The organism is Gemmatimonas groenlandica (assembly GCF_013004105.1).
Lineage (GTDB): Bacteria > Gemmatimonadota > Gemmatimonadetes > Gemmatimonadales > Gemmatimonadaceae > Gemmatimonas > Gemmatimonas groenlandica.
Map to the genome: position 1 here is coordinate 2,742,552 of NZ_CP053085.1, position 24,817 is coordinate 2,767,368.

Consider the following 24,817-nt stretch of genomic DNA (forward strand, 5'->3'; position numbering starts at 1 on the left):
GCGGATTAATGCATTGGCAGTATTGACCCTTACATTGTCACGTATTCCGGAGCCCTATGCGTAAGCCTCTCTCTCCCCTGCAAGCGTTTGCGGCCGACGCGGGCGGTGCCACGGATCGTGGTGTCGACCTCGGCGCACAGCTCATGTCGTGGCTATCGGTGGCGCAGTCGGCCGATATGCTGGCCGGCGGTTCCGCGCCAACCGAGCAGGCGCTGGCCCAGTCCACGGCGCTGTTGGCCGAGTTCGGCGACCAACGTCCGAGCATGGTGCACGACGCGCTACCGGAACCTACGGTGCCGATTCCGCGCATCGCCGAGCGTTTTCGCGTGGCAGCCGAAGCCATGGAGATTGCCGGCTGCTACGAGTTGGCGTTTACCACGGTGGCAGCGGTGTGCCGACTCACGGCGCACGCCGATGCGGTCACGGCCACGCTGGCCACGTTGCATCTGGGGCGCATCGCGCGACAGATGAACGACTTCGCCGCCGCACAGGACTGCTACGACCGGGTTGTGGTGCGCGCCACGCGTGAACGTGATGCGCCACTGGCCGCGCGCGGCCACATCGGCCGCGCGCTTTTGAGTGACATGCGCGGCAATATACCGGCGGCCGAAGCGAGTTATCGCAAGGCGCTGGATTTAGCCGTGCCCGGTGGCGGGGCGTACACGATGGCCTGTCAGGGTCTCATTACGTTGGCCATCAATCGCCAGCAGTTGGGCGATGCGCTGTTGTACGGATGGCAGTTGCACGACGCGAGTGCCGAAGACTCGGAGTTGCGCTACATCGCGCTGTTCGAGCTGTCAGTCGTGGCCCTGCACGCCGGCTTTCCTGAACCGGCTCTGCGCGGCTTCACGTATACGCTGGAGCGCATCGCTGTCCCACGTCTTCGCTTACTGGTCCTCGGCGGCGTCATTCGCGCTGCCGCGCGCCTCAGACGACCACATGAGGTGGCGGCGACCCGCGAGGCGATCGAACGCACGATCCGCGACGCCAATCAGCCGCACGACGCCGCGCAGGTCCTGATCCAGTGCGCCGGCGCGCTGTACGAAATCAACGATCCCTCCGGCGCTCGAGCGGCTCTCCAGGCCGGACGCGATCTCGCCGCGCGCCACGGATATCACGAGTTCGTGTTCCGCGCCGACGAGATGGAGGCCAGCTGGAGCCGCAGCGCGCCGCCTGAAATCCCCGCCGCAGACGTCGCTCCCAGGGTCCGTCAGCGGGCACTTCGCGTCGGCATCGAACGACTCACCGCCTTGCGGTAGCCGGTGACGTCTCAACCTCAGCCCCACGGCCGCACATCCTTGCGCGTCGTATCCGCCGGCGGAGGCGTGTTCGGATCGTCGCCGTCATTGCCGGTCGGCGTGTGGCAGGCAGCCACGAGCGGGGCGATGGTGAGCAGCGCAACGAGCAGCAGACGGCGGGAATCGATCACGACATACTCCGGGAAGGGGATGTCCTGTGATACGAGATTGATTCCCGAGCGACCTCATCACGGTGGGCAATCACCGAACACCGTGGGCAACGACTTTTTCGCCGCACGATTCACTCTTCCCACGTCGACCCACACGTGACGCCTGAGCTCGGCATCGGATGGATCCCATCGTCGTCCCCGACGATCGATCGTCTCCGCAACATCGTTCCCCAGGGAGCGGTGGTTGTGCCGTGTGCCGATGAGGTCGAGCTGTTGATTGCCGTGAGCAGCGGCCGTGTGGCGCTCACCGTCGTGGAAGCGGGCGGCGGCTCCAATGCCCCGGCGCTGCTCGCGCTGCGGCGCCTGCGTGAGGGGTTTCCGCAGCACCCCGTTGTCGCCTGGTGCGATGTGCGCGCGATCGAGTCGCAGGACCTGCTCGAAATCGCCCGCGCCGGCGTGCAGGATCTGGTCCGCCAGGATCTCGACGAACTGCGCCACGTCTTCGCCCGGATTGTCGCGTCGGCCACGCAGCGGGTCATCAGCCACCGGATCGTGGACGCGTTAGCCGACGTGGTGCCGCATCGACTGCATCCGCTGCTGTCGTATGTGTTGGAGCACTCCGATGAGCATCTCGACCGCGACGGCGTGGCCGCCGTGTTCGGCCTCTCACGCCGCACCCTGCAGAACCGGCTCACCGCAGCACGACTCCCGCCGCTACGGCCGTTTCTCACGTGGTGCCGGATTCTGGTGGCGGCCGGGCTGCTCGACGAGCCTGGACATACGCTCGACTCGGTGGCCGCGCAGCTCGATTTCCACGAGGCGGCGAACCTGCGCATGACGCTGCGGCGCTACACCGGCACGAACATCACGCACCTGCGGGCCCGCGGCGCGTTCGTGCAGGCGCTTCGGGCGTTCCGGGAAGAAATCGACCGCAGCCCTTACGTCGATGCTTCCTTGCCCCAGTCGTCACCAGCCGATTAACTTGTCCCGTCTAGCCGACGAACGGTGTTCCTTCGGGAATGCCTCGATCCGGCGTTGCGCGTGTAGCTCAGTTGGATAGAGCGTCTGCCTCCGGAGCAGAAGGTCGCAGGTTCGAGTCCTGCCATGCGCGTCCGTTCGGCCTGCGGTCACTCTCGTTTCCCATGCCTAGTGCACGTAGCCGAGCTGAAGCGGAAGTCTGTTCCTGAACTCCTGGCGCTGGCCGCGTCATTGCATGTCACGAGTACCAGCGGCCTTCGCAAGCAGGAGTTGATCTTCCGGATCGAGCAGGCTCTGCTCGATGCCGAAACGACGCTGTATGGGGAAGGCGTCCTTGAAGTGCTCCCGGAGGGCTACGGCTTTCTCCGGTCGCAGGACTTCAACTATTTGCACGGCCCGGACGATATCTACGTCTCCCCTTCGCAGGTGAAGCGCTTCGACCTCCGCACCGGTGACACGGTGATGGGGGAAGTCCGCCCGCCGAAGGAGTGGGAACGCTATCTCGCGCTCCTCAAGGTGGAGCGCATCAACGGTGGTGACCCTGAGCAGTCGAAATTGCGTAGCGCCTTCGACAACCTGACCGCGAAGTATCCCGACGAACGCATCCGCCTCGAGCGGAGCAACGGCGAAGTCGCAACCCGGATCTGCGACATTATCGCCCCGCTCGGGAAGGGCCAGCGCGCCCTTATCGTTGCCCCGCCCAAGGGTGGCAAGACGATCCTCATGCAGCAGCTCGCGAACGCGATCATCGAGAATCATCCCGAGATCACGCTCATCGTGCTGCTGATCGACGAACGCCCGGAAGAAGTGACCGACATGCAGGCCAGCTGTCCCAAGGCCGAGGTCATCTGCTCCACGTTCGACGAAACGGCCGACCGCCATGTACAGGTAGCCGACATGGTCATCGAGAAGGCCAAGCGCATGGTGGAGTCGGGCAAGGACGTCGTGATTCTGCTCGATTCCATTACGCGACTGGCCCGCGCCCACAACGCGGTGGCGCCGCAGGGCGGCAAGATCATGTCGGGTGGCATGGAGGCCTCGGCCATGCAGAAGCCCAAGGCGTTTTTCGGTGCGGCCCGCAATCTCAAGGAAGGCGGCTCGCTCACGATCGTCGCCACCGCGCTCATCGAGACCAACTCGCGTATGGACGAGCTGATCTTCGAGGAGTTCAAGGGCACCGGCAACATGGAGCTCGTGCTCGATCGCAAGCTGGCCGACAAGCGCATCTTCCCGGCGATCGACATCAACAAGTCGGGCACCCGTCGTGAAGAGCTCTTGCTCACGCCCTTCGAACAGCAGCGCATCTTCCTGTTGCGCGCGTTCCTGGGCGACATGCCGTCCGACGAGTCACTGCTGTTCCTGATCAAGCGAATGGAACGCGCGCAGAACAACCAGGAATTCTTCGAACAGATGGCGGAAGCCTGAGAATCTCTATGCCCAACACGCCATGAATGCGACGACCGGTCGCCTCCTCGCCGTCGACTGGGGGGACAAGCGTATCGGGCTGGCCGTCAGTGATGAACTGGGCATGCTCGCCTCGTCCGCCGGCGCCATTACGCGTCGCGCGGGCAAACGCCCGCCGATCGCCGAACTGATGCGCCGCGCCGACGAACTCGGTGTGGCGGGCTACGTGTTCGGTCTGCCGATCGATCCCGCCGGTGCGGAAACCGACCGCTGCCGCGAAGTGCGCGACGTCGCTGCCAAGCTGATTTCGCGTCAGCCGCTGCCGGTGCGCCTGGTCGACGAGCGCTTCACCACGTCGGCCGCGCTGCGCAGCATCAAGGAACAGGGAGGCAGCACGCGAGGTCGTAAGGAAGAGGTGGACGCACTGGCCGCCTGCATTCTGCTGGAAGGCGTACTGCGCGCGTCGGCGCAGGGTGTCACGCTAGGCGAGCTGGTCGAGGCGTAAGTGGCACGGCGCTCGCGCTCACGCGGCGGCTTGACCCGTATTCTGTTGCTCGCGGCGCTCGTCGCGGCTGCCTGGTACGCATATGGCGAGATCGAAGGCCGTGGTGATGCGGCGACATCCAGCGAGCGGGTGGTGATTCCCAAGGGCGCGTCGATGCGTGCCGCCGCGGACTCGCTGGCCGCGCACGATGTCATCGGCTCGCCCCGTCTGTTCCGTTGGTACACCGCGGCCGCCGGTCGTGAACGCACGATCAAGCCCGGCACCTATCAGTTCCCGTCGGGTGCCGGTTACGCCTATGTGCTCGACGCGCTCGTGACCGGGCGCGGCATCATGCGCACGGTGGTCATCCCCGAGGGCTTCGATCTGCGCGACATTGCGCCGGTGTTGGCCAAGGCGCTGTCGGTACCCGAAGACTCCGTGCGCGTCGCCGTGACCGACACCACATGGCGACGGAAACTCAACGTGCCGGCCGCATCGCTCGAGGGATATCTCTTTCCCGCCACGTACGCGTTCGCCGATGGCACCACGGCGCGCGAGGCGGTGAATGCGATGCTCGAGCGGTTCGAGTCAGTGTGGAAGCCCGAATGGGACCAGCGCGTGAAGGCGATGGCCATCTCTCGGCACGATGCCATCACGATGGCCTCGATCGTCGAGAAAGAGGCCCGCAAGCCCGAAGAGCGCGCCCTGATTTCGGCCGTGTACTGGAACCGCGTGAAGAAAGGCATGCTGCTGCAGGCCGATCCCACGGTGCAGTATGCGCTGCCGCAGCACGTGGACCGCGTGTTCTTCAAGGATCTCGAAGTCGAGTCGAAGTACAACACCTACAAGTACGTTGGCCTGCCGCCCGGCCCGATTGCGTCACCCGGTGAAGCATCGATTGCCGCCGCGCTCGCGCCGGCCGATGTGCCGTATCTGTTCTTCGTGGCCCGCGCCGATGGCGGTCACGAATTCCGTACCACGTTCGCCGAGCATCAGCAGGCGATCGCCGAGATCAAGCGGGCGAAAAGCAAGGTGAAGCCGTGAGTCGTGGTCCACGCATGGAAGGGGCGGCGGTCGTATCCCGTCGCGCGGTGCAGCGTTTGCGTGGGGGACATCCGTGGGTGTTCCGCTCGGACGTGGAACGCCGGCCTTCGCAGACCGCCGGTATCGTGCCTTTGGAAGGCCCCGACGGTGCGCCACTTGGCTACGCGTTGTGGAGTCCACTGTCGGAGATTTCGTTGCGTCGCGTCGAGACCGATCTGTCGCGCACGCCCGATGCCGCCTGGTGGCATGAGAAGCTGCGCGCCGCGATCGCGCGTCGTGCGCCGTTGGCTGGTGAAGCGAATGCGTATCGACTCGTGCACGGTGAAGGCGACGGCTTGCCGTCGCTGGTCGTGGACAAGTACGGCGACGTGCTGGTGATACAACTGCTTTCGGCCGGCGTAGACGCCTGGACCGATGCCATCGTGTCGTCGCTGGTGGAGCTTACGGGCTGTACCGGTATTCTGGCGCGCAATGATCCCGCCGCGCGCGGTCGCGAAGGGCTGCCGCGTGAAGTGAAGCTGCTGTACGGCGAGGTACCGCGTACCGTGGAAGTGGTGGAGCACGGCGTGCGCTATCTCGCGGCCCCGTGGGACGGCCAAAAGACGGGCGCATTTCTCGATCAGCGCGAGAACCGTGTGCTGATCGGATCACTGGCCCGCGGTCAGGCGCTGGATTGCTTCGCCTATCACGGCAGCTTCGCGCTGCACTTGGCCAAGAAGGCCGACCAGGTATTCGCGCTTGATGTATCGGCGCCGGCGCTGGCGCGCGTGCATGAGCATGCCGAACGCAATGGGCTGACCAACATCGAGCCGGTGGAAGGCGACGCCTTCGATATTCTGCGCGCGTGGTACAAGGAGGGACGCCGGTTCGATACCATCGTAGTCGATCCACCGGCGTTCGCGAAAACCAAGAGCGCCATCGACGGCGCGCTGCGCGGCTACAAGGACATCAACCTTCAGGCCATGCGCCTGCTGGCGCCGGGTGGATTGCTGTTCACCGCCAGCTGCAGCTTTCACCTGTCGCGCGGGCATTTCTTCGAAATGCTGCAGGACGCGTCGGCCGACAGCGGGCGCGCCTTCGCGCTCCGCGCGATCACCGGCCAGCCGCTGGATCACCCGGAACTGATCACCGTGCCGGAGACCGGCTACCTCAAGGGTGCCCTGCTCGAAGCGATGAGCTGAGCGTGCACGTCGCGATCGAAGCCGTCAAGCTGCTACATGAGCGTCGTGGCATCGGTCGCTACATGCGCAACCTGTTACCGCAGTTCGTCGATCGGGACCCGTCGCTTCGATTCACGATGTACGTGCGGCGGGACGACGACATGACACTGCTCAGGGCGCACCTGGCCACGCTACATGCGGCCCTGCCCGATCGCACCACCGTCGCACACGTGCGGGAGTTGCCGCGCACCGATGCCGACGTGGTGTGGTATCCATGGAATTTCATTACCGTGGCCGCACCGCACCGGCCGATGGTCGTCACGATGCACGACGTGGCGCCCATGCTGCAGCTCGACCATCGCTGGTGGAAGCTGCTCAAACGCGTGCGCTTCACGCGCCGCTACCAGCACACCATGCAGCGCGCCGCCGCCGTGCTCACGGTGTCGGAGTTCAGCAAAGGTGAGATCGTGCGCCACCTCGGCGCTGACGCGTCGCGCATTACGGTGACACCGCTCGCCTCCGACGATCTCGATGTCGAGGGCGCCGATGCGCCGCGCCCGCTCGATGACGCGGGGGTGACCGGTCCGTTCTTCGTGACCGTCGGCGGTCAGGAAGGGCGCAAGAATCTGCGCACGCTGTACGCGGCCATGGACGCGCTGCACGCGAACGGGGTGCGCATTCCGCTCGTCCAGTGTGGTCCCGGTATGTCGTCGAACACACGGGCCGTCGCCGGTAGCGCGCCGTGGCTGCATCATGTGGGGTTTGTCAGCGACGCCGAGCTCGTCACGCTGTATCGTCGCGCCGTGGCCCTGGTGCTGCCGTCGCGCTACGAGGGCTTCGGCTTGCCGGTGCTCGAGGCCATGCGCGCCGGGTGCCCGGTGATCTGTGCCAACAGCAGCGCGTTGCCGGAGGTGGCGGGCGACGCCGGACTGCTGTTCGCATGGGATGATGCCGCGGCGTTGGCCGCGCAGATGACGCGATTGGCGAACGATCAGCTGTTGCGGGCCGAACGAATCGCCGCCGGTATCGCACACGCGTCTCGGTTTTCGTGGTCGCGTGCCGCTGACCAGACGCTGGCGTGTTTCGGCAGCGTGGCGTGATGAGCGTAGCGTGACGAGCGGCGGCATGCATCTGGCCATCGAAGCCACCAAACTGCTGGGTGAGCGCCGCGGCATCGGACGCTACGTGCGCAACCTGCTCCGGCAGTTCGTGCAGCAACAGCCGTCGATGCGCTTTACGATGTACATGGCACGCCCCGACGATGCGGCGTCGCTCACCGCGCTGCTGGCCTCGTGGCACGAACAGCTCGCGGCGCGTACCACGGTCGCGCCTATCGATGCGTTGCCCGACAGCGATGCCGATCTCGTGTGGTATCCGTGGAATCTCATTACGACGGCTGCGCGAAGGCCGATGGTGGTGAGCACGCTGGATCTGGCGCCGATGCTGCAGCTGGATGACCAATGGTGGCGTGTGCTCAAGCGACTCAAGTATCGCCGTCGCTATGAGCGCACCATGTCGAAGGCCAGCGCCATTCTTACCATTTCCGAGTTCAGCAAGCGCGAGATTGTGGAGCGGTTGCAGGTCGATCCGTTGCGCATCACGGTGACGCTGCTGGCCGCCGACGACCTCCCGCTCGACGAGTCCCAGGCCCCGCTGCCAGAGCCGGCGGCGGCGGTGACCGGCCCGTTCTTCCTGACGGTCGGCGGTCAGGAAGGGCGCAAGAATCTGCTCACGCTGTACGAGGCGATGACGCTGCTCCATGCGCACGGAATGACGGTCCCGTTGGTGCAGTGCGGTCCCGGGATGTCGCCGGCTACGCGCGCGTTGTACGGCGCGGCACCGTGGCTCACGCATGTGGGATACGTGACCGACGAGCGGTTGGTGGCGCTGTATCGGCGCGCGTCGGCCCTCGTGTTTCCGTCGCGCTACGAGGGCTTCGGATTGCCGGTGCTCGAAGCCATGCGCGCGGGCGGCGCGGTGATCTGCGCCGATGCCAGTTCACTGCCGGAAGTGGTGGGCAATGCCGCACTGCGCTTTGCGTGGAATGATGCCGCCGCGTTGGCCGCGCAGATGATGCGCCTGCTGCAGGAGCCGGGGCTGCGTGATGCACTCATTGCCGCTGGACACGCGCAGGCCGCGCGGTTCTCATGGGCGAAGACGGCGGCCGAAACGCTGTCCTGCTTCGATCGCGCCGCAGCCGAAGGCGTTTCGCGGCCGGTCTAGCGTCGCTGACAGCGCGGGCAGTAGAAGGTGCTGCGTCCCGCTTGCGGCAATCGCTTGAGCGTCGCGCCGCAGCGACGACAGGGTTCGCCCTCTCGGCCGTACACGCGCCAGATCTCGTTCTCGTTCACATCGTCGCGCCCGTAGTAGCGCTCCGTAGGCGCGGTCTCGAGCACGAGGCGCACGGCATCGCGCAGACGCGTCACGCGTTCGCGCGACAACGTGTTGGCGACGGTAGCCGGATGAATGCGCGCTTCCCACAGCGCTTCGGATGCGTAGATGTTGCCCACGCCGGCCACCAGTTTCTGGTCGAGTAACGCCGGCTTGATTGGGCCACTGCGTCGCGCGAGTGCGGCGCGAAAGCCGTCGGCCGTGAAGTCGTCGGTGAGGGGTTCCGGGCCGATCGCCGGCAGCACGAAGGCGCCGGCGGCGTGCAGGCGCACCACGCTGAAGGCTCGACTGTCCACCAGCGACACCCGCACGCCATCGGCTGTTTCCAAGCGGACCCGCTCATAGCGCGGGGGCGCCTCGCCCACGCGGGTGAACTCCCAGTCGCCCGTCATCCGGAAGTGGACCTCGAGAAGGGCCCCGCCCTGCAGATGCACCAGCTGGATCTTGGCCCGGCGTTCCACGCGGTCGATCGTGAGTCCTTCGGCGGCCCGTCTGGCCTCCTCCGGCAGGTGGCGCTGCTGGGAGGGGTGCAGGGCGTCGAGGCGGGCGATCACGCGACCGGCGACCGCCGTGCGGAGTCGCGCGGCTGCGAATTCGACTTCGGGCAACTCGGGCATACGGCGAGGTGGCGGAGGAGACGGGACGGGGACGGCTAGGCAGCACTGTCGCGGCACCATCCCAACTGTAATGCCGAAAGACACTTGGAAGTTCGTGGATCACAAATACGCCGGCAATTTCCTCTTGCGTTCCGGCAGGCGACACCTACTTTATCCACATTCCATCCACACCTCTGGGGCACCGTTATCCAATCTCCCCGATCGCTCAAGTACGAGTACGAGCTGTTCGTCGAACGCGAGATCGAGGACTACAAGGACTCGGTGTCGCGCGGCGCGCTGCTCAAGATCGGCGACGAAGCCGTTGAAGTGCTGCGCAAGCAGGATCAGATCGCGCTCACGGAAATGGTTGTGTGGCAGGAAGTCGACCGGCTGATCACCAAGCGCCTGCGACTGCCGACGTACGCCACTTGGAAGCGGCGTCGGCTCAAGATGCTCGAGCAGTACCAGAAGCCCGAGCACTGGGGCATCGACCCCAACGCCATGTTGGTGCGCGCCCTCGCCGACTCGAGCGATCGCCACGTGTTGGTGGCGGGTGCGGAGCGTGAAGGCCCGGCGCTGTATCTCGCAGCACGAGGGTGCGCCGTCACCGCCGTGGAGCCCGCCGAGGACGCCGTAGAGCGCGTTGTGCGGGCGGCGGAAGCCGCAGGGCTGACCGAGCGCGTTCGTGGCTACTGCGCCGATCTTGGTGGCTGGGCACCCGACGTAGAATTGCACGGCGTGGTCTGCTCACCCACCGCCTTTGCCGGGCTCACCACGCAGGATCGCGCGCGCGTGATCGAAGTGCTGCAGAGTGCGACGGTCGACGGCGGTGTGCATCTCGTGGAAACGATCGCGGCCGGCACCGAGAGCATGCATGACGGCTTCCCGCTCGAGGAGCTGCGCTCGCGCTACCGCGGCTGGACGATCTCCGTCGAGAAGACCGTGGGGCTGCGCGAGACGTTCATGGCGCGGAAGGATTTCGCCGTCGCCTAAGCGGTCGCAGCTCCGGGAACCGACACGTCCCTGTGTCGTTTGCACACACGGAAGTCGAATTTGTGACGTGTCAGTAGGACACCGCCGACGTGGCTCACGTCGGAGTTTGTTTTTAAGTCATTTAATGGCAACCATTTACAAATGCGAACGGAGTGGCATTGGGCGTGCTTATAGAGAGCCCGATCGGTCGCTTCTGTGCGACCCTGCAGTGCTCACACTCGGGGTGGAGGATCACCCACAATGCGTCTCAAAGAGTCAGTTCTCGTGCTGCAACAGCGCGAACCCATGGGGATCGTGATCGCCGACGGTGGACCCGGCGATCGTCCGTCGCGTTTTGCCGCCTTCGTGTGGGGCCCTGTGCCCGACGACGAGGTGCTGGAGATCGAGCGCGTGACGGAGTTCGTCGCCGCCTCCTGAAAAAGATCGGCGGACAGTGAAGGACATCATGGAAACGTGAAAGGCGCCGGCAGACATGCCGGCGCCTTCGCGTTTATACACCTGCAAACGGCACGAACGCGATGTTACGCGGCGACCGGAGCCGGAGCGACAACCTTCTTGGCGCGCTTGGTGGCCTTGCGGGCACCCTTCTTCGCAGCCTTCTTGGCGCCCTTCTTCGCGGCCTTCTTCGTGGCCTTCTTGGCACCCTTCTTTGCAGCCTTCTTGGCAACCTTACGGGTCGCCTTCTTGGCGGTCTTACGGGTCGCCTTCTTGGCCGCCTTCTTCACCGACTTCTTCGCGGCCTTCTTTGCGCCCTTCTTCGCGACCTTGCGGGTCGCCTTCTTCGCGACCTTACGGCCACCCTTCTTTGCCGCCTTCTTGGCGGCCTTCTTGGCAGGAGCCATTTCGAAAATCCTCTCGAGGAGGTTTGGTTCGCACTCCCTTTCCCCCGGTGGAAAGGTGAGCTCACACAAGGCGCGGCGCATGCACCGCGGTCTTATGCGCTACACGGTCTCCAGAGGAGTCGTGCAGGTGGATGTCCGCGTCGACCAGCGACGGGACCAGGCAGGAGCATCGCGCAGCGCAGAAACGCCAAGAGCGTAACGCGGCCGCACAGTTCGTTCACGAAGGACGGGGGAGATGCGCGCGAGGCAACGAATACCGCATCGAATGCCGATGGTGTCGTGGGAAGAGACGACACGAAGACCGCGCGGCTCACGCATCGCGATGGCGACAGCGGAGCAAGCCGTCGCTCCGCGCACAGGCGCGAGCAGCGACGACGAAACCGTGGTCTGAACCGAAACTCGGTTCGCCACGCCAGAGGTGGTCGCCAAAGCGACCGTGGACTGCTCGAGGAACTCGTGCCGTTTTATGGCCACGCGTTGCCGATGAGGATTGCGCACCCTGTTGCCGTGTTGCGGGAACCACGGACACCCGGATGTGGACAGAGCACGCAAGTCGTTGAATTCACGCGAATATACGCGTGGATAATTCAAGAGCGCAATAGCGCGTATAAAGAACGCGCGCGATTACATCACCCGAATTCAAAATCGGACGTCGAAATCCGGCCTTCCACGCGCTCCGCGCGCGTGCGACTTTTCGCCTTCTGACCGCACGACGATCTCTCCTGGGAGTGACATGAAAGCGCTGGTGAAGCAAACGGCTGGTCGTGGACTCACGCTGACCGACGTACCCGAGCCGACGATTCGCGACGACGAGGTGCTCATTCGCGTGCGCAGTGCCGGCGTCTGCGGGACCGACGTGCACATCTACGAGTGGGACGCCTGGGCCGCCGGTCGCTGCAAGCCGCCGTTCATCTGCGGCCACGAGTTCGCCGGCGACGTGGTCGCGGTCGGCAGCTTCGTCGAGAGCGTGAAGGTCGGCGACCGCGTTACGGCCGAGGGGCATATCGTCGACGAGCGCTCGCTGTTCAGCCGCACCGGCAATGCGCACGCCGACCCCTCCACCAAGATCATCGGGGTCGACCGCGACGGGTGCTTCGCCGAGTACATCGCGATGCCGGCCACCAACGTCTGGCACCTCGACGATTCGATCAGCTACGACATCGGCGGTATTCACGACCCGATGGGCAACGCCTTCCACACGGCGCTCACGGCCAACATCCCCGGCGCCGTCGTGCTCATCACCGGCTGCGGCCCGATCGGGGCCTTTGCCGTGGGCATCTGCAAAGCCGCTGGCGCCGCGCGCATCATCGCCACCGACGTGAACCCCAAACGTCTCGAGCTGGCCCGTACCATGGGCGCCCACGACGCCGTACATCCCGACGACGCGAAGGCCGCCGTCATGAAGGCGTCCGACGGCAACGGCGCCGACGTCGTGCTCGAGATGTCGGGCGTTCCCTCCGCCGTGCATCAGGCGTTCGCGCTCTGCCGCCCCGCCGGCCGCGTCAACATGCTCGGCATTCCCTCCAAGTCGATCGACATCGATTTCGCCACCGAGATCATCTTCAAGGGCCTCACGATCTATGGCGTGGTCGGCCGCCGCATGTATGACACGTGGCACCAGATGTCACGGTTCGTCGCCTCCGGCAACTTCGATCCGACCCCGGTGATCACGCACCGCCTCCCGCTCGAAGCGGTCGATGACGCGATGCACCTGATCAAATCCGGCGACGCCGGCAAGATCATCTTCCAGCTGTAGACCAGACTTTCCATGTCACTCAAGACTGAACTGCAGGCCGAGCTCGACGCCCTCAAGGCCGCCGGCACCTACAAGCGCCTCAACTACCTCGAGTCGCCGCAGGGCGCCCGCGTGCGGATGGAAGGACGCGGCGAGGTGATCGTGCTGTCGTCCAACAACTACCTCGGTCTCGCCAACGAGCCGGAGGTCGTCCAGGCGGGCATTCACGCGCTCGAGCAATACGGCGCCGGCACCGCCTCGGTCCGCTTCATCTGCGGCACCTTCGCGCTGCATCGCGACCTCGAGACCGCGCTCGCCCGGTTCGTGGGCACCGAAGCGTCGCTCTCGTTCGTGTCGGCCTGGAACGCCAACGAGGCGCTCACGCCCACGATCACCCGCGAGGGCGACTTCGTGGTGTCCGACGCGCTCAACCATGCCTCGATCATCGACTCGGTGCGCTTGGCCAAGTCGATCACGAAGTGCACGACGGCGGTCTACAAGCACAGCGACATGGACGACCTCCGGGAGAAGCTGCGCGGCGCGAAGGACGCCAAGCGGAAGATCATCTGGACCGACGGCGTATTCTCGATGGAAGGCTCGATCGCCAAGCTCCCCGAGATCCTGCAGATCGCCCGCGAGCATGACGCCATCGTCGTCATGGACGATTCGCACGCCACCGGCGTGCTGGGCAAGACCGGGCGCGGGACGGCCGAGCATTTCGGCGTGATGGGCGAGGTCGACATCATCACGTCCACGCTCGGCAAGGCGCTCGGTGGCGCGGCCGGCGGATTCATCGCCGGACCCGCGGCGCTCTGCGACATGATGACGCAGCGCTCGCGCCCGCAGCTGTTCTCGAATGCGCTCCCGCCCACGGTGGCGGCCAGTTCGCTGGCCGCGGTGGAATTCACGGAAGCGCATCCGGAGTTGGTCACCAAGCTGCACGACAACGCGGCGTACTTCCGCGCGGCGATTCAGGAGGCGGGCTTCCATCCACTCCCCGGCGAAACGCCGATCGTCCCGATCATCGTGGGCGAGACCGCCTTGGCCATCACGGTCAGCGAAATGCTGCTCGACCGCGGTGTATTCGTGACCGGCTTCGGCTTCCCGGTGGTCCCGCAGGGTCAGGCGCGCGTGCGTTGTCAGGTCAGCGCGGCGCACACGCGTGAGGACCTCGACGCGGTTATTTCAGCCTTCAAGGAAGTCGGAAAGTTGGTCGGCCTCATTTCGTAGTTCCCTCTGCTGTTCCCTCTGCGACCTCTGCGCTCTCTGCGACTCTGCGTGATCGGGCACCCTTGGGCACCATCGAGGAACTGATAACGCAGAGCAGCAGAGGTCGCAGAGAACGCAGAGAAGTGCCTTTTGTGATCGTATCACCTGAATCGGAAGCGCCGTGTCCCCAGCCTCCCTCCTGCTGGCCAGTATCATCCTGTCGCTGTCTGTGGCGGCGCTCGTCGCGTACTTCCGTGCGCGCGAGGCGCGTTTGCAACGTGATGGCGCGACTCAGCGACAAGAACTCGACGACACGATCAAGGCCCTCGGCGCGGCGCGCGATGCCGCCACCGAGGCGCAGCAGAAGGCGGAGTCGGCCAGTCGTGCCAAGAGCATGTTCCTGGCGAACATGAGCCACGAGCTGCGCACACCGCTCAACGCCATCATCGGCTACAGCGAAATGCTGCAGGAAGACGCGGCCGACATGACGCCGGGCGAGATCGCCGCCGATGTCAAAAAGATCACCGGCGCCGGCAAGCATCTATTAGGACTGATCAACGATGTGCTCGACTTCTCGAAGATCGAGGCCGGGCGCATGGACCTCAATCTCGAAACGGTCGACGTCGCGACGCTCCTGCGTGATGTCGAGGCCACCGTAGCGCCGGTGGTGAAGAAGCAGGGCAATCAGTTCGTCGTGCACAGCGACGACGATGTCGGCACGATGACGGCCGACCCCGGCAAGGTGCGTCAGGTGTTGCTGAATCTGCTCTCCAACGCCGGCAAGTTCACGACCAACGGTACGGTCACGCTGCGCGCCGTGCGCACCGAACGACACGGCGAAGACTTCCTCGCACTCAGCGTCGAAGACACCGGCGTCGGTCTTTCCCGCGAACAGTTTGGCCGTCTGTTTCAGGCCTTCGCGCAGGCCGACGCCACCACGCAGCGCGACCACGGTGGCACCGGACTCGGGCTCGCACTCTGCCGGCGGTTCACACTCATGATGGGCGGCGACATCGAAGTGGAATCGAAGGCGGGTAGCGGCTCGACGTTCACCGTCATGCTCCCCGCCAAGGGGCCCGCGCCCGACTCCATTGAGTCGGCGGCAGGTGATGAAGTGGACGACTCGGAACCGATTTCCTTCCAGACACGCATGTTCCAGATCCCTCTCGCGACCGGCAAGAGTCTTCATGGCTGACCCCTCGAACCACGACGCGGAGCGCATCCTCGCGCTGTCGCCGCTGACACTCGACCGACTCGGCGACATCCGTCAGTTCCTGCGGGTCACGATGGAGGAACTGGGGTGCGCCGGCGCGACCGACGCCATCGTGCTGGCGGTGGATGAAGTGTGCGCCAACCTCGTGGAGCACGCCGTGGACCACGAGACGGTCGGCATGGCGCCGGGGCCGACGCGCGTTTCCGTGCGGCGGAGCCAAGATGATGCCATCATTGTGGTAGAAGACCGTGGGCACCCGTTTGACCCCGCCGACGCCCCGGCTCCCGACCTCACGTCCGATTGGATCGACCGCCCGATCGGCGGTCTGGGCTGGTTTCTCGTGAAGCAGATGGTGGACGAGGTGCACTACGACTCGGCGTCCACCGAGCAGGGCATGCTGAACCGATTGACGCTTATCAAGCGCGGCGCCGCCGGCGCTTCCTCTTCAGGACCCGTCTGACCATGCAGATATCGATCACACAGCAGGACCATGTCACGATCGTGGCCGTGACCGGCAGCATTGACGCACTCACGGCCGACACGCTGGTGACCGCCCTGCTTGACGAGGTCGCGGCCGGACGCACGCGACTGGTCGCCCACTTCGGCGGCGTGGAGTACACGAGCAGCGCCGGGTTACGGGTGTTGCTCTCCACGCTCAAGGAAGCGCGCCAGCGCGGCGGGGATCTGCGGATCTCCGATATCCGCCCCAACGTGCGACAGGTGCTGGAGCTGAGTGGATTCACCAGCATTTTGAAGTGCTTCGCCGACGTGGACAGCGCGGTCGCGAGCTTCGCCAACATGAGCGGCACCAAGTGACAGGAACCGGCATTGCGCTGGTGATCGGCTCAGGCGGCGTGAAGTGCGCCGCCGCCATTGGCCTGCAGCGATGCCTCGCCCGTGAATCCATCGACATCGACCTCGTGGTCGGTTGCAGCGGCGGGTCGATATACGCCGCGGCGATCGCGCTGGGCAAGAACGCCGAGGACGCAGCTGCCATGAGCACCGCGCTGTGGACGCGCGATGTCACGGCACAGCCCGACCGCGCCGCGCTCATGCGCATGCTCTTTCCAAAGCTGCTGGGGTTCACGGAACGGTTCGGCCTCAAGAAGGACCATCTGGTCTGGGAGCGTCTGACCACGGCGTTCGGCGATCTCACCTTTGCCGACTGCAAGATTCCGCTCTTTATCACGGCCACCGATTTCCGCACCGGCGAGCAGGTCACGATCAGCGAGGGGCGTATCGCCGACGCCGTGCGCGCGAGCATCGCCATTCCGTTTGCCTTCGCCCCGTGGGAAGTGAACGGCCGCCTATGTATCGACGGCTTTCTCTCCGACCCGCTGCCGGTGGGTGTGGCGATTCGTGAAGGCGCGCACGTGATCATCGCCATGGGCTTCGAGAGTCCGTATCAGGAGCGGGTCACATCGGGCGGGCGCTTTGCGTTTCAGCTCAGCAGCATCATGACGAACAACCTGCTCAAGGCGTCGTTCGCCTTTCACGGACTTGCCCACCATAGCGAAGTGATCGCCGTGATCCCGCAGTTCTCGCAACGCATCCGCCTGTTCGACACCGGCAAGATCCCGCTGCTGGTCGACGAAGGCGATGCCGCCATGCGCGAACAGCTGCCGTATCTGCGTCGGCTCCTCGCCGCCGTCCCTACTTGAGAGGACGCTGATGTCCATCCGACTCGGTTCCACCGGCGAACGTTCGCTGGGCGACTTCGGCGAACGCCGTGCGCGCATTGGCCTCGTGATCGGGTCCGGCGGTATCAAGTGCACCGCCGCCGTCGGACTGCTCAAAGTGCTCGAGCGCGAAAAGATTCCGGTGGACGTGGTGGTGGGGTGCAGCGGCGGCGCGATCTACAGCGCGCTCTTCGCACTGGGCGACAGCGCCGCGGACATCGAGCGGCAGACGCTGGTGCTCTGGAAGGACCTGTTTACCAAACTGCACTACCGCTCCCTGCTGCGCGCGATCGCCCCGATGTTCATGGGCTACCACGAGCAGGTCGGCATGGTCGACGACCGGCAGGTCTGGAAAGTGCTCGAATCGCTGTTCGGCGAGCGTACGTTCGCCGATACGAAGATCCCGTTGCTGCAGTCAGCGACCGATTTCCGCACCGGCGAAAAGGTCGTGCTCGATTCGGGGCGCATCACCGACGCCACGCGGGCGAGCGTTGCGATTCCGATGCTGCTGCGCGCCTGGGAAGTGAACGGCCGGATGCTGGTGGATGGCGGTGCCTCCAATCCGCTGCCGATCGACGTCGCGATCCGCGAAGGCTGCGACATCATCCTGGCGATGGGCTTCGAAAGTCAGATGAACGCCGAGGTGCGCTCGCTGGTGAATGCGCTCGGGCGGACGTCCACCATCGTGACCAATCACCTGCTCCGCGCCACGTTCGCCTTCTATAGTGTGGCGCATCACGCCGAAGTGCTACCGATCATGCCCATGTTCGATCGCCACATCGGCCTCACCGAATGGAAGCACATTCCGTATCTCATCGAACAGGGCGAACGCGCCGCTGAAGAACAGATGCCGTACCTGCGCCGCTTGCTGCAGGCCTCGATGGCCGGCCCGCTACCGACGCCCGGCCTGTGACGAATCCGAGTAGCCAGCCGATGACCGAAGACCGGTCGGCCCCGGCCCGCATCATGGTCGTCGACGACGTCGAGGTGAACCGCGATCTGCTGTCGCGGCGCCTGCAGCGCATGGGGCATGTGGTGACGACCGCCAACGACGGACAGGAGGCGCTCGATCTGACGCGGGATCCGTCGTGGGATCTGATCATGCTCGACGTGATGATGCCGGTGCTCGACGGCATCGGTGCACTCACGGCACTCAAGGCCAGCGACGCCACGCGACACATTCCGGTCATCATGATCTCGGCCAACACCGAACTCGAGACCGTGGTGAAGTGCATCGAGCTGGGTGCCGAAGACTATCTGCCGAAACCGTTCGACCCTGTCCTCCTGCGCGCCCGCGTGGGGGCGTCGCTCGAGAAGAAGCGGCTGCGCGATCGCGAGCAGGCCCGTTCGCGTCGTATGCAGAAGGAGCTCGAGGTGGGAGCGCGCATTCAGCGCGATTTCCTGCCGGAGAGTTTACCCACGGTGCCGGGCTATCAGTTCGCAGCCCGCTTTGAACCGGCGCGGGAAGTGGGTGGTGACTTCTACGACGCGTTCCGGTTGCCCGATGGCGCGGTGGCGCTCGTGCTCGGTGATGTCTGCGACAAGGGCGTCGGCGCGGCGCTATTCATGGCGCTGTTCCGTTCGCTGATTCGCGCCGTGAGCGCGTCGCAGATCGGATCGCACACCGTCGAGATGCTGGAGTCGCGCGTGCTGCACGCGGTGACGGTCACGAACGATTACATCGCCAATACCCACGGTCGCGCCAACATGTTCGCGACGCTATTCGTGGGCGCGCTCGATCCGGCCACGGGTACGATCGCGTACGTGAACGGCGGCCACGAGCCACCGCGCGTCGTACGGGCGAACGGCACGGTGCGCACCATGTTGCCACCAACGGGACCGGCGGTCGGCATGCTGCCGGAGATTCCGTTCACCGCCGGTACGATCGTGTTGGAACCGGGGGAGACGCTGCTGGTGCTCACCGATGGGATCACGGAATCCCGCGCGCCGAACGGGTTGTTGTTCGGCGACGACGCCACGGATGCGCTGCTCTCGGCGCCGGCCGACAGCGTCGACGCGCTGCTGGATCGCGTGCTTGATGCCGTGCACGGGCATGCCGCGGGCGAACCGGCGGCTGACGACGTGACGTTGTTGGCGGTACGGAGGGGGTAGAGCGTAGCAAGGAGGTCACTCAGAACCCGAAACTTGAACCCATGACTCGAGACTCACGTGAGTCTCGAGTGGTGAGTCGAAGTATGGAGTCGTGAGTCCGCTCCGAGCCCTGAGGTAAACCCGATGCGATGGCCATCACTCACCGTGTTTCTTCGCTCGCTCGTGGCGGGATTCGCCGCGTGTCCCACGGTGCTCGGCGCGCAAACGCTCACCGGTGCCGCGAACCGTGCGGAGGACGGCACGCCGGTGGCCGGCGCCATCATCGTCGTACGCGCGCTCGACAGCGACTCGGTGCTGGCCAATGCCGTGACCGGTGCCCGTGGGCAATTCTCGGTGGTGGTGGGGCGCACGCAGATTCGCGTGCAGGCGCTGCGCATCGGGCAGCGCCCGTTCGACTTTGGGCCGGTGCAACTTGTCACGCCGCCGGTGCCCATCGCGCTCGTGCTCCCGAATGAGCCCATCCCGTTGGCGAGCATGCGCACCACGGCATCGCGACCGTGTGAGATCGGACCGGAGGCCGGGGCGGATATCGTGACGCTCCTCGAGGAATCCCGGAAGACGCTGCTCGCCTCGCAGTTGTCGCCAACAGAAGGGCGCGCCAGGGCGCAGGTTCGGCTCTTTCGTGAGCTTCGATCGATCAATGGTGAACGACTCACGCTGTTGGAAGAGAGTCAGCGCGCCGGTGAGACGGCGCAGCCATTTCGCAGCCTCTCGGCCGATTCGCTGGCCCGCGTGGGGTACGTCACGGGGGAGCGCGATGGCGTCGTGTATCGCGCCCCCGATGCGGAGGTGCTACTCTCCGACTCGTTTCTGGCGCGCCATTGCTATCGCGCGGTGGCTGGTACCGGCGCGAACGCGGCGTGGGTCGGACTCGCTTTCGAGCCTTCGCAGCACGTCGACAATTTCGTGGACGTCCGTGGCACACTCTGGCTGGACCGCTCCACTGGTGCGCTGCGGCAGATTCACTTCGTGTACGACACGCTCCCGCGGGCCCTCCGCCGCGCAGATCTCGGCGGCACCATCGAGTTCACGCATCTCGACGACGGCCTGGTGTTCATCAGCCGCTGGGAAATCCGGATGCCGCGCGTCGCGATCGAGCGCGGAGCCGATCTATCCGGCACGCGCATCGGCCAACAATCGCGCCGACTTCGACTCACCGGTGTGCAGGCTTCGGGCGGTGAAGTGGTTCAGATGCGTCAGGGCGACGATCTGCTCTTTGTCGGCAGCAGTCGCGCCGTGGATGCCGAAGCGACATCACTGGCGGCGGCCGTTGCCGCCTCGGGCATGACGATGGAGAGCGACACGATTGCCACCGCGTCCACCTGCACCGACGTATCGGGGGGTGAACCCACGGCGCTGGTATACGGCACCGTGTTGCGCGGCGATCAACGCCGCGTGGCCGATGCCGTGGTGCGCGCGGAGTGGAAGCAGGAGTTTCGCCAAACCGGCGCGTTCGGGTGGACGTGGAAAACGCGACAGCAGTCGGCGTTCACTGCATCCGACGGATTCTTCGAGTTGTGCGGAATCCCGCGCGATCGTCCGGTCACGATCCGCGCGCACGTGGGCGACCGCCGCACCCGCCCGCTCGGCGTACGCGTGCCGGCGCTCGACGGTCGCCTGCGCGTCGACCTGCGATTCACGACGTCGGCCGAAGCGACCACACCGCGGGGCGCCCTCCGGATCGCGGTGCGCGATGCCGACAATCATCCAATTCCGTTCGCCACGATCACCCTCAATGGCGGCGCCATTCGCGTGACGAACGCCGACGGCGACTTGATCGTCCCAAACGCGCCGGATTCCCTCGCCGTCTCCGTGCGACGCATCGGCTTCGTGGCGTTCGACGGGAAGTTGGCCAAGCCCGACAGCGCGACGGCGCCGCCGCAGACGATCGTGTTGCTCCCAATCGCCGAGCGCTTGGCCACCGTATCGGTGAACGCGCGCGGACCCTCGCCACTCGAGACTCGTGGATTCTACGATCGCGTGTTGCGCGCCCAACGCGGGGCGTTCGTGGCGGAGTTTCTCACGCCCGAGGTGCTGGACGCACGAAACGTGGGGAGACTGAGCGACATGCTCGTAGGCCGACGCTACGTCGCGATCTCGCGAAATCCCGCCGGGGTGCGCTACGCCGTCGGGCGCGCGGGCTGTCCGATGTTGGTGCTGCTCGACGGACAAGTCATGCAACCCGAGCCGGGCCGTGGCGTCGCGATCGATCAGATCGCGTCGGCCACGACGATCGCCGCGATCGAGATCTACGCAAGTACCGCCAACGCCCCCGCGGAGCTCGTGCCGCTCACAGGACCCAACGCGAACGGTCAGGGCTCGTGCGGGATCGTGGCGCTATGGACAGGGGGGCGATGAGCGCGACCGACGGGGCGCGACTCGGAACTCCGAACTTGAACCCATGACTCACCACTCACGTGAGTTGGGAGTTTTGAGTCGAAGTTTGGAGTCATGGGTTTACTCGAGACTCCGAACTTGAACTCATGACTCACCACTCACGTGAGTTTGGAGTTTTGAGTCGAAGTCATGACACACCACTCACGTGAGTTGGGAGTTTTGAGTCGAAGTTTGGAGTCCTGGGTTGACTCGAGACTCCGAACTTGAACTCATGACTCACCACTCACGTGAGTTGGGAGTTTTGAGTCGAAGTTTGGAGTCCTGGGTTGACTCGGAACTCCGAACTTGAACTCATGACTCACTACTCACGTGAGTTTGGAGTTTTGAGTCGAAGGTTGGAGTCCTGGGTGCCCTCGTGTACAACGCGGAATCGTAACGGCCATTCCACCGCCTTTGTGATCCCCACCCGCGGGCCCACGACGACCTGATCGTCCGGCACCGGCACTCCGGCGTGAATCGTCAGCGCCGACCCGCCGGTCAGCACGGCCCCGTCAAAGCGGCGATCGATGCCGAGGGCGGCGCAGAGTTTGCCCGGGCCGTCGCACAGCTGCGCATCGCGACGGGCCTTGGGCCGTCGCGCCCGCATCGTCTCGATCCCCTCTTGAGGCTCCAGCGCCCGGATGAGCACGGCGCTGCCGAAGCCCTCTTCGCGCGTGACGGCATTCACGCACCAGTGCATGCCGTACACGAAGTACACGTACGCGACCCCCGGCGGACCGAACAGGTGCCAGGTCCGCGCCGTCCGGCCCACGACTGAATGCGAAGCCGGATCGTGAGGTCCGAGGTACGCCTCGGTCTCCACGATCCGGCCACTGACTGCTCCCAGTTCATCCTCGTGCCGTAGCACGGCGCCGAGGAGTTCGCGGGCCACCACTGCCGGATCCCGGTCGTAAAACCCGGCCGGCAGTGGGGCTCCGAACATCATCTTACCGCTTCTTCGCGGCCTTCTTGGCCGGGGCCTTGGCCGCCGCCTTCTTGGCGGCCGGGGCCGGAGCCTTCGCCGCCGGCTTGGCAGCCTTCGCAGGGGCCTTGGCGGCCTTGGGCGCGGCCTTCGCCGGTGCCTTGGCGACCGCCTTCTTGGCCGGCGCCGGCGACTTGGCCGGGGCGGACTTGGCCGGAGCCGCCTTCACGGGCGTCTCCTTCTTGGCCGCCGGCTTGGCACCACGACCGCGGGCCGGAGCTGTCGGAGCGGCCGGAACCGACGGCGCTTCGACCACGACCGGAGCTGTCGGCGCGGCGACGGGTGAAACCGCCACCGGAGCCACCGGAGCCGCCGCCGTCGTGCCGTTCGTCGCCGGAGCAACCGCTCCGACCGGACGGGCACCGACGACGCCGAACATGAGCAGGTCGGCCGGCGGACCGGCCGGGGCACGTCCACGCGATCCACCGCGCGGAGCGACACCACGGGCACCCATACCACGCGGTGCCTGAGGCAGCAGCGCCGCGGCCGCCTTGGCCTCGGCCTTCTGCGCATCGTCGACCGTCTTGAGCTGCTCCACGATCGACGCCGCATCGGCGGCACGCGCGACTTCGAAGTCGTTTCCACGACGACGGAGGTCGATCATGTTCGCGTCGTGCGCGTCCTGCAGGATGCGCTCGAACATGCGCGAGCTCAACGACTCGCTATCGCGGCCGAGGAGCTCGAACGCCTTCGTGCGCGCCGCGCTGGCGCTCGTCGAATCATCACCCTGCACCAGCGCTTCGACCGCACGACGCACGAGGTCGAACGCCTCGCTGCGGGTGAGCCGTTCACCGCTGCTACCGATGTGACCAGCAACGGCCGAACCAAAGGTCGGCGTCGCTGCGGCCGGCGTGGCCGCCACCGGGGCGACGAACACCGGAGCCGCCACCACGGGCACGGCCGGCACATCGGCGTCGGCGGCCGGAGCCACCTCGCCATCGGCCTGCGCCGCGGCATCCGCCTCGGCGCGCGGCTCACGCCCTTCACGATCGCGGAACCGATCGCGGCCACGGCCACGACGGTTACGACCACGACGCGCTTCCCGCTCGACTTCGCCAGCAGCATCGGCCGCGGCATCGACACCCGGCTCACCGGTCGCGTCGGCTTCCGCCGGCACGTCGACGGCCGCGGAATCGAGCAGCGGCGCGAAGCTGACCAGCTCCGCCGCTTCGGCGGCATCGTCGGCGGCATCATGCTCGGCGTCGGCGGCATCCTGCGTCGCGTCACGCACTTCCCCGTCGACCGGCGTGCGGTCGAAGCGATCGCGGCCACGGCCACGACGGCCACGACGGCCACGACGTTCATCGCGCTCACGATCGCTTTCTTCACGACGCGGTTCGGCGGGCGCAGCGGCACTCGCGCTCGACGCCGGGGCGATGCTGCCATCGGGCGTGTCGATTTCGAGCTGGCCGCTGTCGAGCTTCGTGACCTTGAGCAGCCCCTTGTGTGAGGCGTCCTGCACGAAGCGCGAGAACTTCGGCATGCCGAGGTTCTTCTCGTCGAACGACGAGTCGATCTCCTGCATGACCTGCTTGAGACGGTCGGAGCGCATCACGTCGCCGTTGCGCTTCATGCGATTGACCGACTCGGTCACGAGCTCCCACGGATCCCAGCGGGTCGACTCATCGTCGCCCGTCTTGGTGAGGCCAGCGAGCGCATTGTACGAGTAGTACTCGTCGCAGTTCATCACGAGCAGGTCGCTCGACGACTCACGGATGCCGACGCCGATCACGTACTTGCCGTATTCCTTGAGCTTGATGACCATACTCGAGAAATCGGAGTCACCGGAGAGCAGCACGAACGTGCCGATCTCGGGGCGCGTGAAGACGAGCTCCATCGCGTCGATGGCAAGACGGATGTCGGTCGCGTTCTTCTTCGACGAACCGTAGGCCGGCGCGAAGATCAGGTCGATCGACGACTCGGTGAGCGGCACGATGTACTGCGGGTAGCGACGCCAGTCGGCGTAGGCGCGGCGCACCGCGACCTTGCCCTTGACGATGTCCGACGAGAGGAGGTTGTTGAGCTCTCCCTGCAGGTCGGAACGGATGCCCATCGTGACGTTGTCAAAATCGATGAGCAGCGCGGCATTCGGTGCGTGGGCCGGCGGGGCGGCATTCGGCGACGTCATCGGAGTGACGGCCTGCGGTCCACGATGGAACGGCGCGATGGTACGGGACGGTGCCGCACTGCGGGACCGGGTGTCATGTCGAC

General features: G+C 65.7%; 24 protein-coding genes and 1 tRNA gene. 20 read left to right on the forward strand and 5 right to left on the reverse strand.

The features are described 5' to 3' along the window. The first annotated feature begins 56 nt into the window (after positions 1-56). Positions 57-1,259, forward strand: coding sequence for a tetratricopeptide repeat protein (locus tag HKW67_RS11565; RefSeq protein ID WP_171225531.1), 1,203 nt, complete (start codon positions 57-59; stop codon positions 1,257-1,259). 17 nt (positions 1,260-1,276) lie between these two features. Here HKW67_RS11565 and HKW67_RS11570 read toward each other — a convergent pair whose 3' ends face one another. Then, a complete protein-coding gene (locus HKW67_RS11570; RefSeq protein ID WP_171225532.1) occupies positions 1,277-1,429 on the reverse strand; it encodes a hypothetical protein in 153 nt (50 codons plus the stop codon). A 135-nt stretch (positions 1,430-1,564) separates the two neighbouring features. Between HKW67_RS11570 and HKW67_RS11575 the strand changes: the two genes are divergently transcribed. The 8 genes from HKW67_RS11575 (at position 1,565) to HKW67_RS11610 (ending at position 8,701) form a co-directional block, all read left to right on the forward strand. Next, positions 1,565-2,389, forward strand: coding sequence for an AraC family transcriptional regulator (locus HKW67_RS11575; RefSeq protein WP_171225533.1), 825 nt, complete (start codon positions 1,565-1,567; stop codon positions 2,387-2,389). A 56-nt stretch (positions 2,390-2,445) separates the two neighbouring features. Beyond that, positions 2,446-2,519, forward strand: a tRNA-Arg gene (locus HKW67_RS11580). Then, a complete protein-coding gene (rho, locus tag HKW67_RS11585) occupies positions 2,513-3,811 on the forward strand; it encodes a transcription termination factor Rho (RefSeq protein WP_206044391.1) in 1,299 nt (432 codons plus the stop codon). Before HKW67_RS11580 ends, rho begins: the two co-directional genes overlap by 7 nt. A 22-nt stretch (positions 3,812-3,833) precedes the next feature. Further along, a complete protein-coding gene (gene ruvX, locus HKW67_RS11590; protein WP_171225535.1) occupies positions 3,834-4,295 on the forward strand; it encodes a Holliday junction resolvase RuvX in 462 nt (153 codons plus the stop codon). Positions 4,296-4,325: 30 nt separating this feature from the next. Further along, positions 4,326-5,318: an endolytic transglycosylase MltG gene (mltG, locus tag HKW67_RS11595; RefSeq protein WP_171225536.1), complete on the forward strand. Its 993-nt coding sequence runs from the start codon at positions 4,326-4,328 to the stop codon at positions 5,316-5,318. After that, the gene (locus HKW67_RS11600) at positions 5,315-6,499 is read left to right on the forward strand and encodes a class I SAM-dependent rRNA methyltransferase (protein ID WP_206044392.1); all 1,185 of its coding nucleotides are present in this window, start codon (positions 5,315-5,317) and stop codon (positions 6,497-6,499) included. The genes mltG and HKW67_RS11600 overlap by 4 nt, the downstream gene beginning before the upstream one ends. A 2-nt stretch (positions 6,500-6,501) precedes the next feature. Next, positions 6,502-7,578, forward strand: a complete 1,077-nt coding sequence (locus HKW67_RS11605; RefSeq protein WP_171225537.1) for a glycosyltransferase family 4 protein — start codon at positions 6,502-6,504, stop codon at positions 7,576-7,578. 25 nt (positions 7,579-7,603) lie between these two features. After that, complete coding sequence (locus tag HKW67_RS11610) at positions 7,604-8,701, forward strand: glycosyltransferase family 4 protein (RefSeq protein ID WP_206044393.1); 1,098 nt, start codon at positions 7,604-7,606, stop codon at positions 8,699-8,701. Here the strand turns inward: HKW67_RS11610 and mutM are convergent. After that, positions 8,698-9,486 carry a bifunctional DNA-formamidopyrimidine glycosylase/DNA-(apurinic or apyrimidinic site) lyase gene (gene mutM / locus HKW67_RS11615; RefSeq protein ID WP_171225539.1) on the reverse strand — a complete coding sequence of 263 codons (789 nt, stop codon included), beginning with the start codon at positions 9,484-9,486 and terminating at the stop codon, positions 8,698-8,700. The genes HKW67_RS11610 and mutM overlap by 4 nt on opposite strands. Before the next feature lie 261 nt (positions 9,487-9,747). On the opposite strand from mutM, the gene HKW67_RS11620 reads away from it, so the two are divergent. Together HKW67_RS11620 and HKW67_RS11625 are read left to right on the forward strand one after the other, a co-directional pair. Continuing rightward, positions 9,748-10,458: an SAM-dependent methyltransferase gene (locus tag HKW67_RS11620; RefSeq protein WP_171225540.1), complete on the forward strand. Its 711-nt coding sequence runs from the start codon at positions 9,748-9,750 to the stop codon at positions 10,456-10,458. A gap of 240 nt (positions 10,459-10,698) precedes the next feature. Next, on the forward strand, positions 10,699-10,875 hold the full coding sequence (locus HKW67_RS11625; RefSeq protein WP_171225541.1) for a hypothetical protein: 177 nt from the start codon (positions 10,699-10,701) through the stop codon (positions 10,873-10,875). A gap of 104 nt (positions 10,876-10,979) precedes the next feature. On the opposite strand, the gene HKW67_RS11630 is transcribed toward HKW67_RS11625, so the two are convergent. After that, on the reverse strand, positions 10,980-11,300 hold the full coding sequence (locus tag HKW67_RS11630) for a hypothetical protein (protein WP_206044394.1): 321 nt from the start codon (positions 11,298-11,300) through the stop codon (positions 10,980-10,982). A gap of 733 nt (positions 11,301-12,033) precedes the next feature. Here HKW67_RS11630 and tdh point away from each other — a divergent pair. The 9 genes from tdh (at position 12,034) to HKW67_RS11675 (ending at position 21,606) form a co-directional block, all read left to right on the forward strand. Further along, on the forward strand, positions 12,034-13,056 hold the full coding sequence (tdh, locus tag HKW67_RS11635) for an L-threonine 3-dehydrogenase (protein WP_171225542.1): 1,023 nt from the start codon (positions 12,034-12,036) through the stop codon (positions 13,054-13,056). Between the two features lie 12 nt (positions 13,057-13,068). Then, complete coding sequence (locus tag HKW67_RS11640; RefSeq protein ID WP_171225543.1) at positions 13,069-14,265, forward strand: glycine C-acetyltransferase; 1,197 nt, start codon at positions 13,069-13,071, stop codon at positions 14,263-14,265. Between the two features lie 160 nt (positions 14,266-14,425). Then, positions 14,426-15,439: a sensor histidine kinase gene (locus tag HKW67_RS11645; protein WP_206044395.1), complete on the forward strand. Its 1,014-nt coding sequence runs from the start codon at positions 14,426-14,428 to the stop codon at positions 15,437-15,439. Further along, a complete protein-coding gene (locus HKW67_RS11650) occupies positions 15,432-15,917 on the forward strand; it encodes an ATP-binding protein (RefSeq protein ID WP_171225544.1) in 486 nt (161 codons plus the stop codon). Before HKW67_RS11645 ends, HKW67_RS11650 begins: the two co-directional genes overlap by 8 nt. 2 nt (positions 15,918-15,919) lie before the next feature. Continuing rightward, the gene (locus HKW67_RS11655; protein ID WP_171225545.1) at positions 15,920-16,273 is read left to right on the forward strand and encodes an STAS domain-containing protein; all 354 of its coding nucleotides are present in this window, start codon (positions 15,920-15,922) and stop codon (positions 16,271-16,273) included. Beyond that, a complete protein-coding gene (locus tag HKW67_RS11660; protein WP_171225546.1) occupies positions 16,270-17,118 on the forward strand; it encodes a patatin-like phospholipase family protein in 849 nt (282 codons plus the stop codon). The genes HKW67_RS11655 and HKW67_RS11660 overlap by 4 nt, the downstream gene beginning before the upstream one ends. A gap of 10 nt (positions 17,119-17,128) precedes the next feature. Continuing rightward, the gene (locus tag HKW67_RS11665; RefSeq protein WP_171225547.1) at positions 17,129-18,049 is read left to right on the forward strand and encodes a patatin-like phospholipase family protein; all 921 of its coding nucleotides are present in this window, start codon (positions 17,129-17,131) and stop codon (positions 18,047-18,049) included. A 20-nt stretch (positions 18,050-18,069) separates the two neighbouring features. Next, positions 18,070-19,248 (forward strand): PP2C family protein-serine/threonine phosphatase, encoded by a 1,179-nt coding sequence (locus tag HKW67_RS11670; RefSeq protein WP_171225548.1) that lies wholly within the window; start codon positions 18,070-18,072, stop codon positions 19,246-19,248. Positions 19,249-19,371: 123 nt separating this feature from the next. After that, the gene (locus HKW67_RS11675) at positions 19,372-21,606 is read left to right on the forward strand and encodes a peptidase associated/transthyretin-like domain-containing protein (protein WP_171225549.1); all 2,235 of its coding nucleotides are present in this window, start codon (positions 19,372-19,374) and stop codon (positions 21,604-21,606) included. A gap of 340 nt (positions 21,607-21,946) precedes the next feature. Here the strand turns inward: HKW67_RS11675 and HKW67_RS11680 are convergent, their stop codons facing one another. Together HKW67_RS11680 and HKW67_RS11685 are read right to left on the reverse strand one after the other, a co-directional pair. After that, the gene (locus HKW67_RS11680) at positions 21,947-22,570 is read right to left on the reverse strand and encodes a DNA-3-methyladenine glycosylase (protein WP_230981003.1); all 624 of its coding nucleotides are present in this window, start codon (positions 22,568-22,570) and stop codon (positions 21,947-21,949) included. Position 22,571: 1 nt separating this feature from the next. After that, complete coding sequence (locus HKW67_RS11685; protein WP_206044396.1) at positions 22,572-24,734, reverse strand: NYN domain-containing protein; 2,163 nt, start codon at positions 24,732-24,734, stop codon at positions 22,572-22,574. Between the last annotated feature and the right edge of the window lie 83 nt (positions 24,735-24,817).

Excerpts from the sequence above, each read along its gene's own strand:
- rho (WP_206044391.1), top strand. The coding sequence starts at position 2,513 with ATGCGCGTCCGTTCGGCCTGCGGTCACTCTCGTTTCCCATGCCTAGTG.
- HKW67_RS11670 (WP_171225548.1), top strand. The coding sequence starts at position 18,070 with ATGACCGAAGACCGGTCGGCCCCGGCCCGCATCATGGTCGTCGACGAC.
- HKW67_RS11640 (WP_171225543.1), top strand. The coding sequence starts at position 13,069 with ATGTCACTCAAGACTGAACTGCAGGCCGAGCTCGACGCCCTCAAGGCC.
- HKW67_RS11610 (WP_206044393.1), top strand. The coding sequence starts at position 7,604 with ATGCATCTGGCCATCGAAGCCACCAAACTGCTGGGTGAGCGCCGCGGC.
- HKW67_RS11665 (WP_171225547.1), top strand. The coding sequence starts at position 17,129 with ATGTCCATCCGACTCGGTTCCACCGGCGAACGTTCGCTGGGCGACTTC.
- mutM (WP_171225539.1), bottom strand. The coding sequence starts at position 9,486 with ATGCCCGAGTTGCCCGAAGTCGAATTCGCAGCCGCGCGACTCCGCACG.
- ruvX (WP_171225535.1), top strand. The coding sequence starts at position 3,834 with ATGAATGCGACGACCGGTCGCCTCCTCGCCGTCGACTGGGGGGACAAG.
- HKW67_RS11650 (WP_171225544.1), top strand. The coding sequence starts at position 15,432 with ATGGCTGACCCCTCGAACCACGACGCGGAGCGCATCCTCGCGCTGTCG.
- tdh (WP_171225542.1), top strand. The coding sequence starts at position 12,034 with ATGAAAGCGCTGGTGAAGCAAACGGCTGGTCGTGGACTCACGCTGACC.
- HKW67_RS11675 (WP_171225549.1), top strand. The coding sequence starts at position 19,372 with ATGCGATGGCCATCACTCACCGTGTTTCTTCGCTCGCTCGTGGCGGGA.
- HKW67_RS11630 (WP_206044394.1), bottom strand. The coding sequence starts at position 11,300 with ATGGCTCCTGCCAAGAAGGCCGCCAAGAAGGCGGCAAAGAAGGGTGGC.
- HKW67_RS11685 (WP_206044396.1), bottom strand. The coding sequence starts at position 24,734 with ATGACGTCGCCGAATGCCGCCCCGCCGGCCCACGCACCGAATGCCGCG.
- HKW67_RS11565 (WP_171225531.1), top strand. The coding sequence starts at position 57 with ATGCGTAAGCCTCTCTCTCCCCTGCAAGCGTTTGCGGCCGACGCGGGC.
- HKW67_RS11655 (WP_171225545.1), top strand. The coding sequence starts at position 15,920 with ATGCAGATATCGATCACACAGCAGGACCATGTCACGATCGTGGCCGTG.
- HKW67_RS11625 (WP_171225541.1), top strand. The coding sequence starts at position 10,699 with ATGCGTCTCAAAGAGTCAGTTCTCGTGCTGCAACAGCGCGAACCCATG.
- HKW67_RS11680 (WP_230981003.1), bottom strand. The coding sequence starts at position 22,570 with ATGATGTTCGGAGCCCCACTGCCGGCCGGGTTTTACGACCGGGATCCG.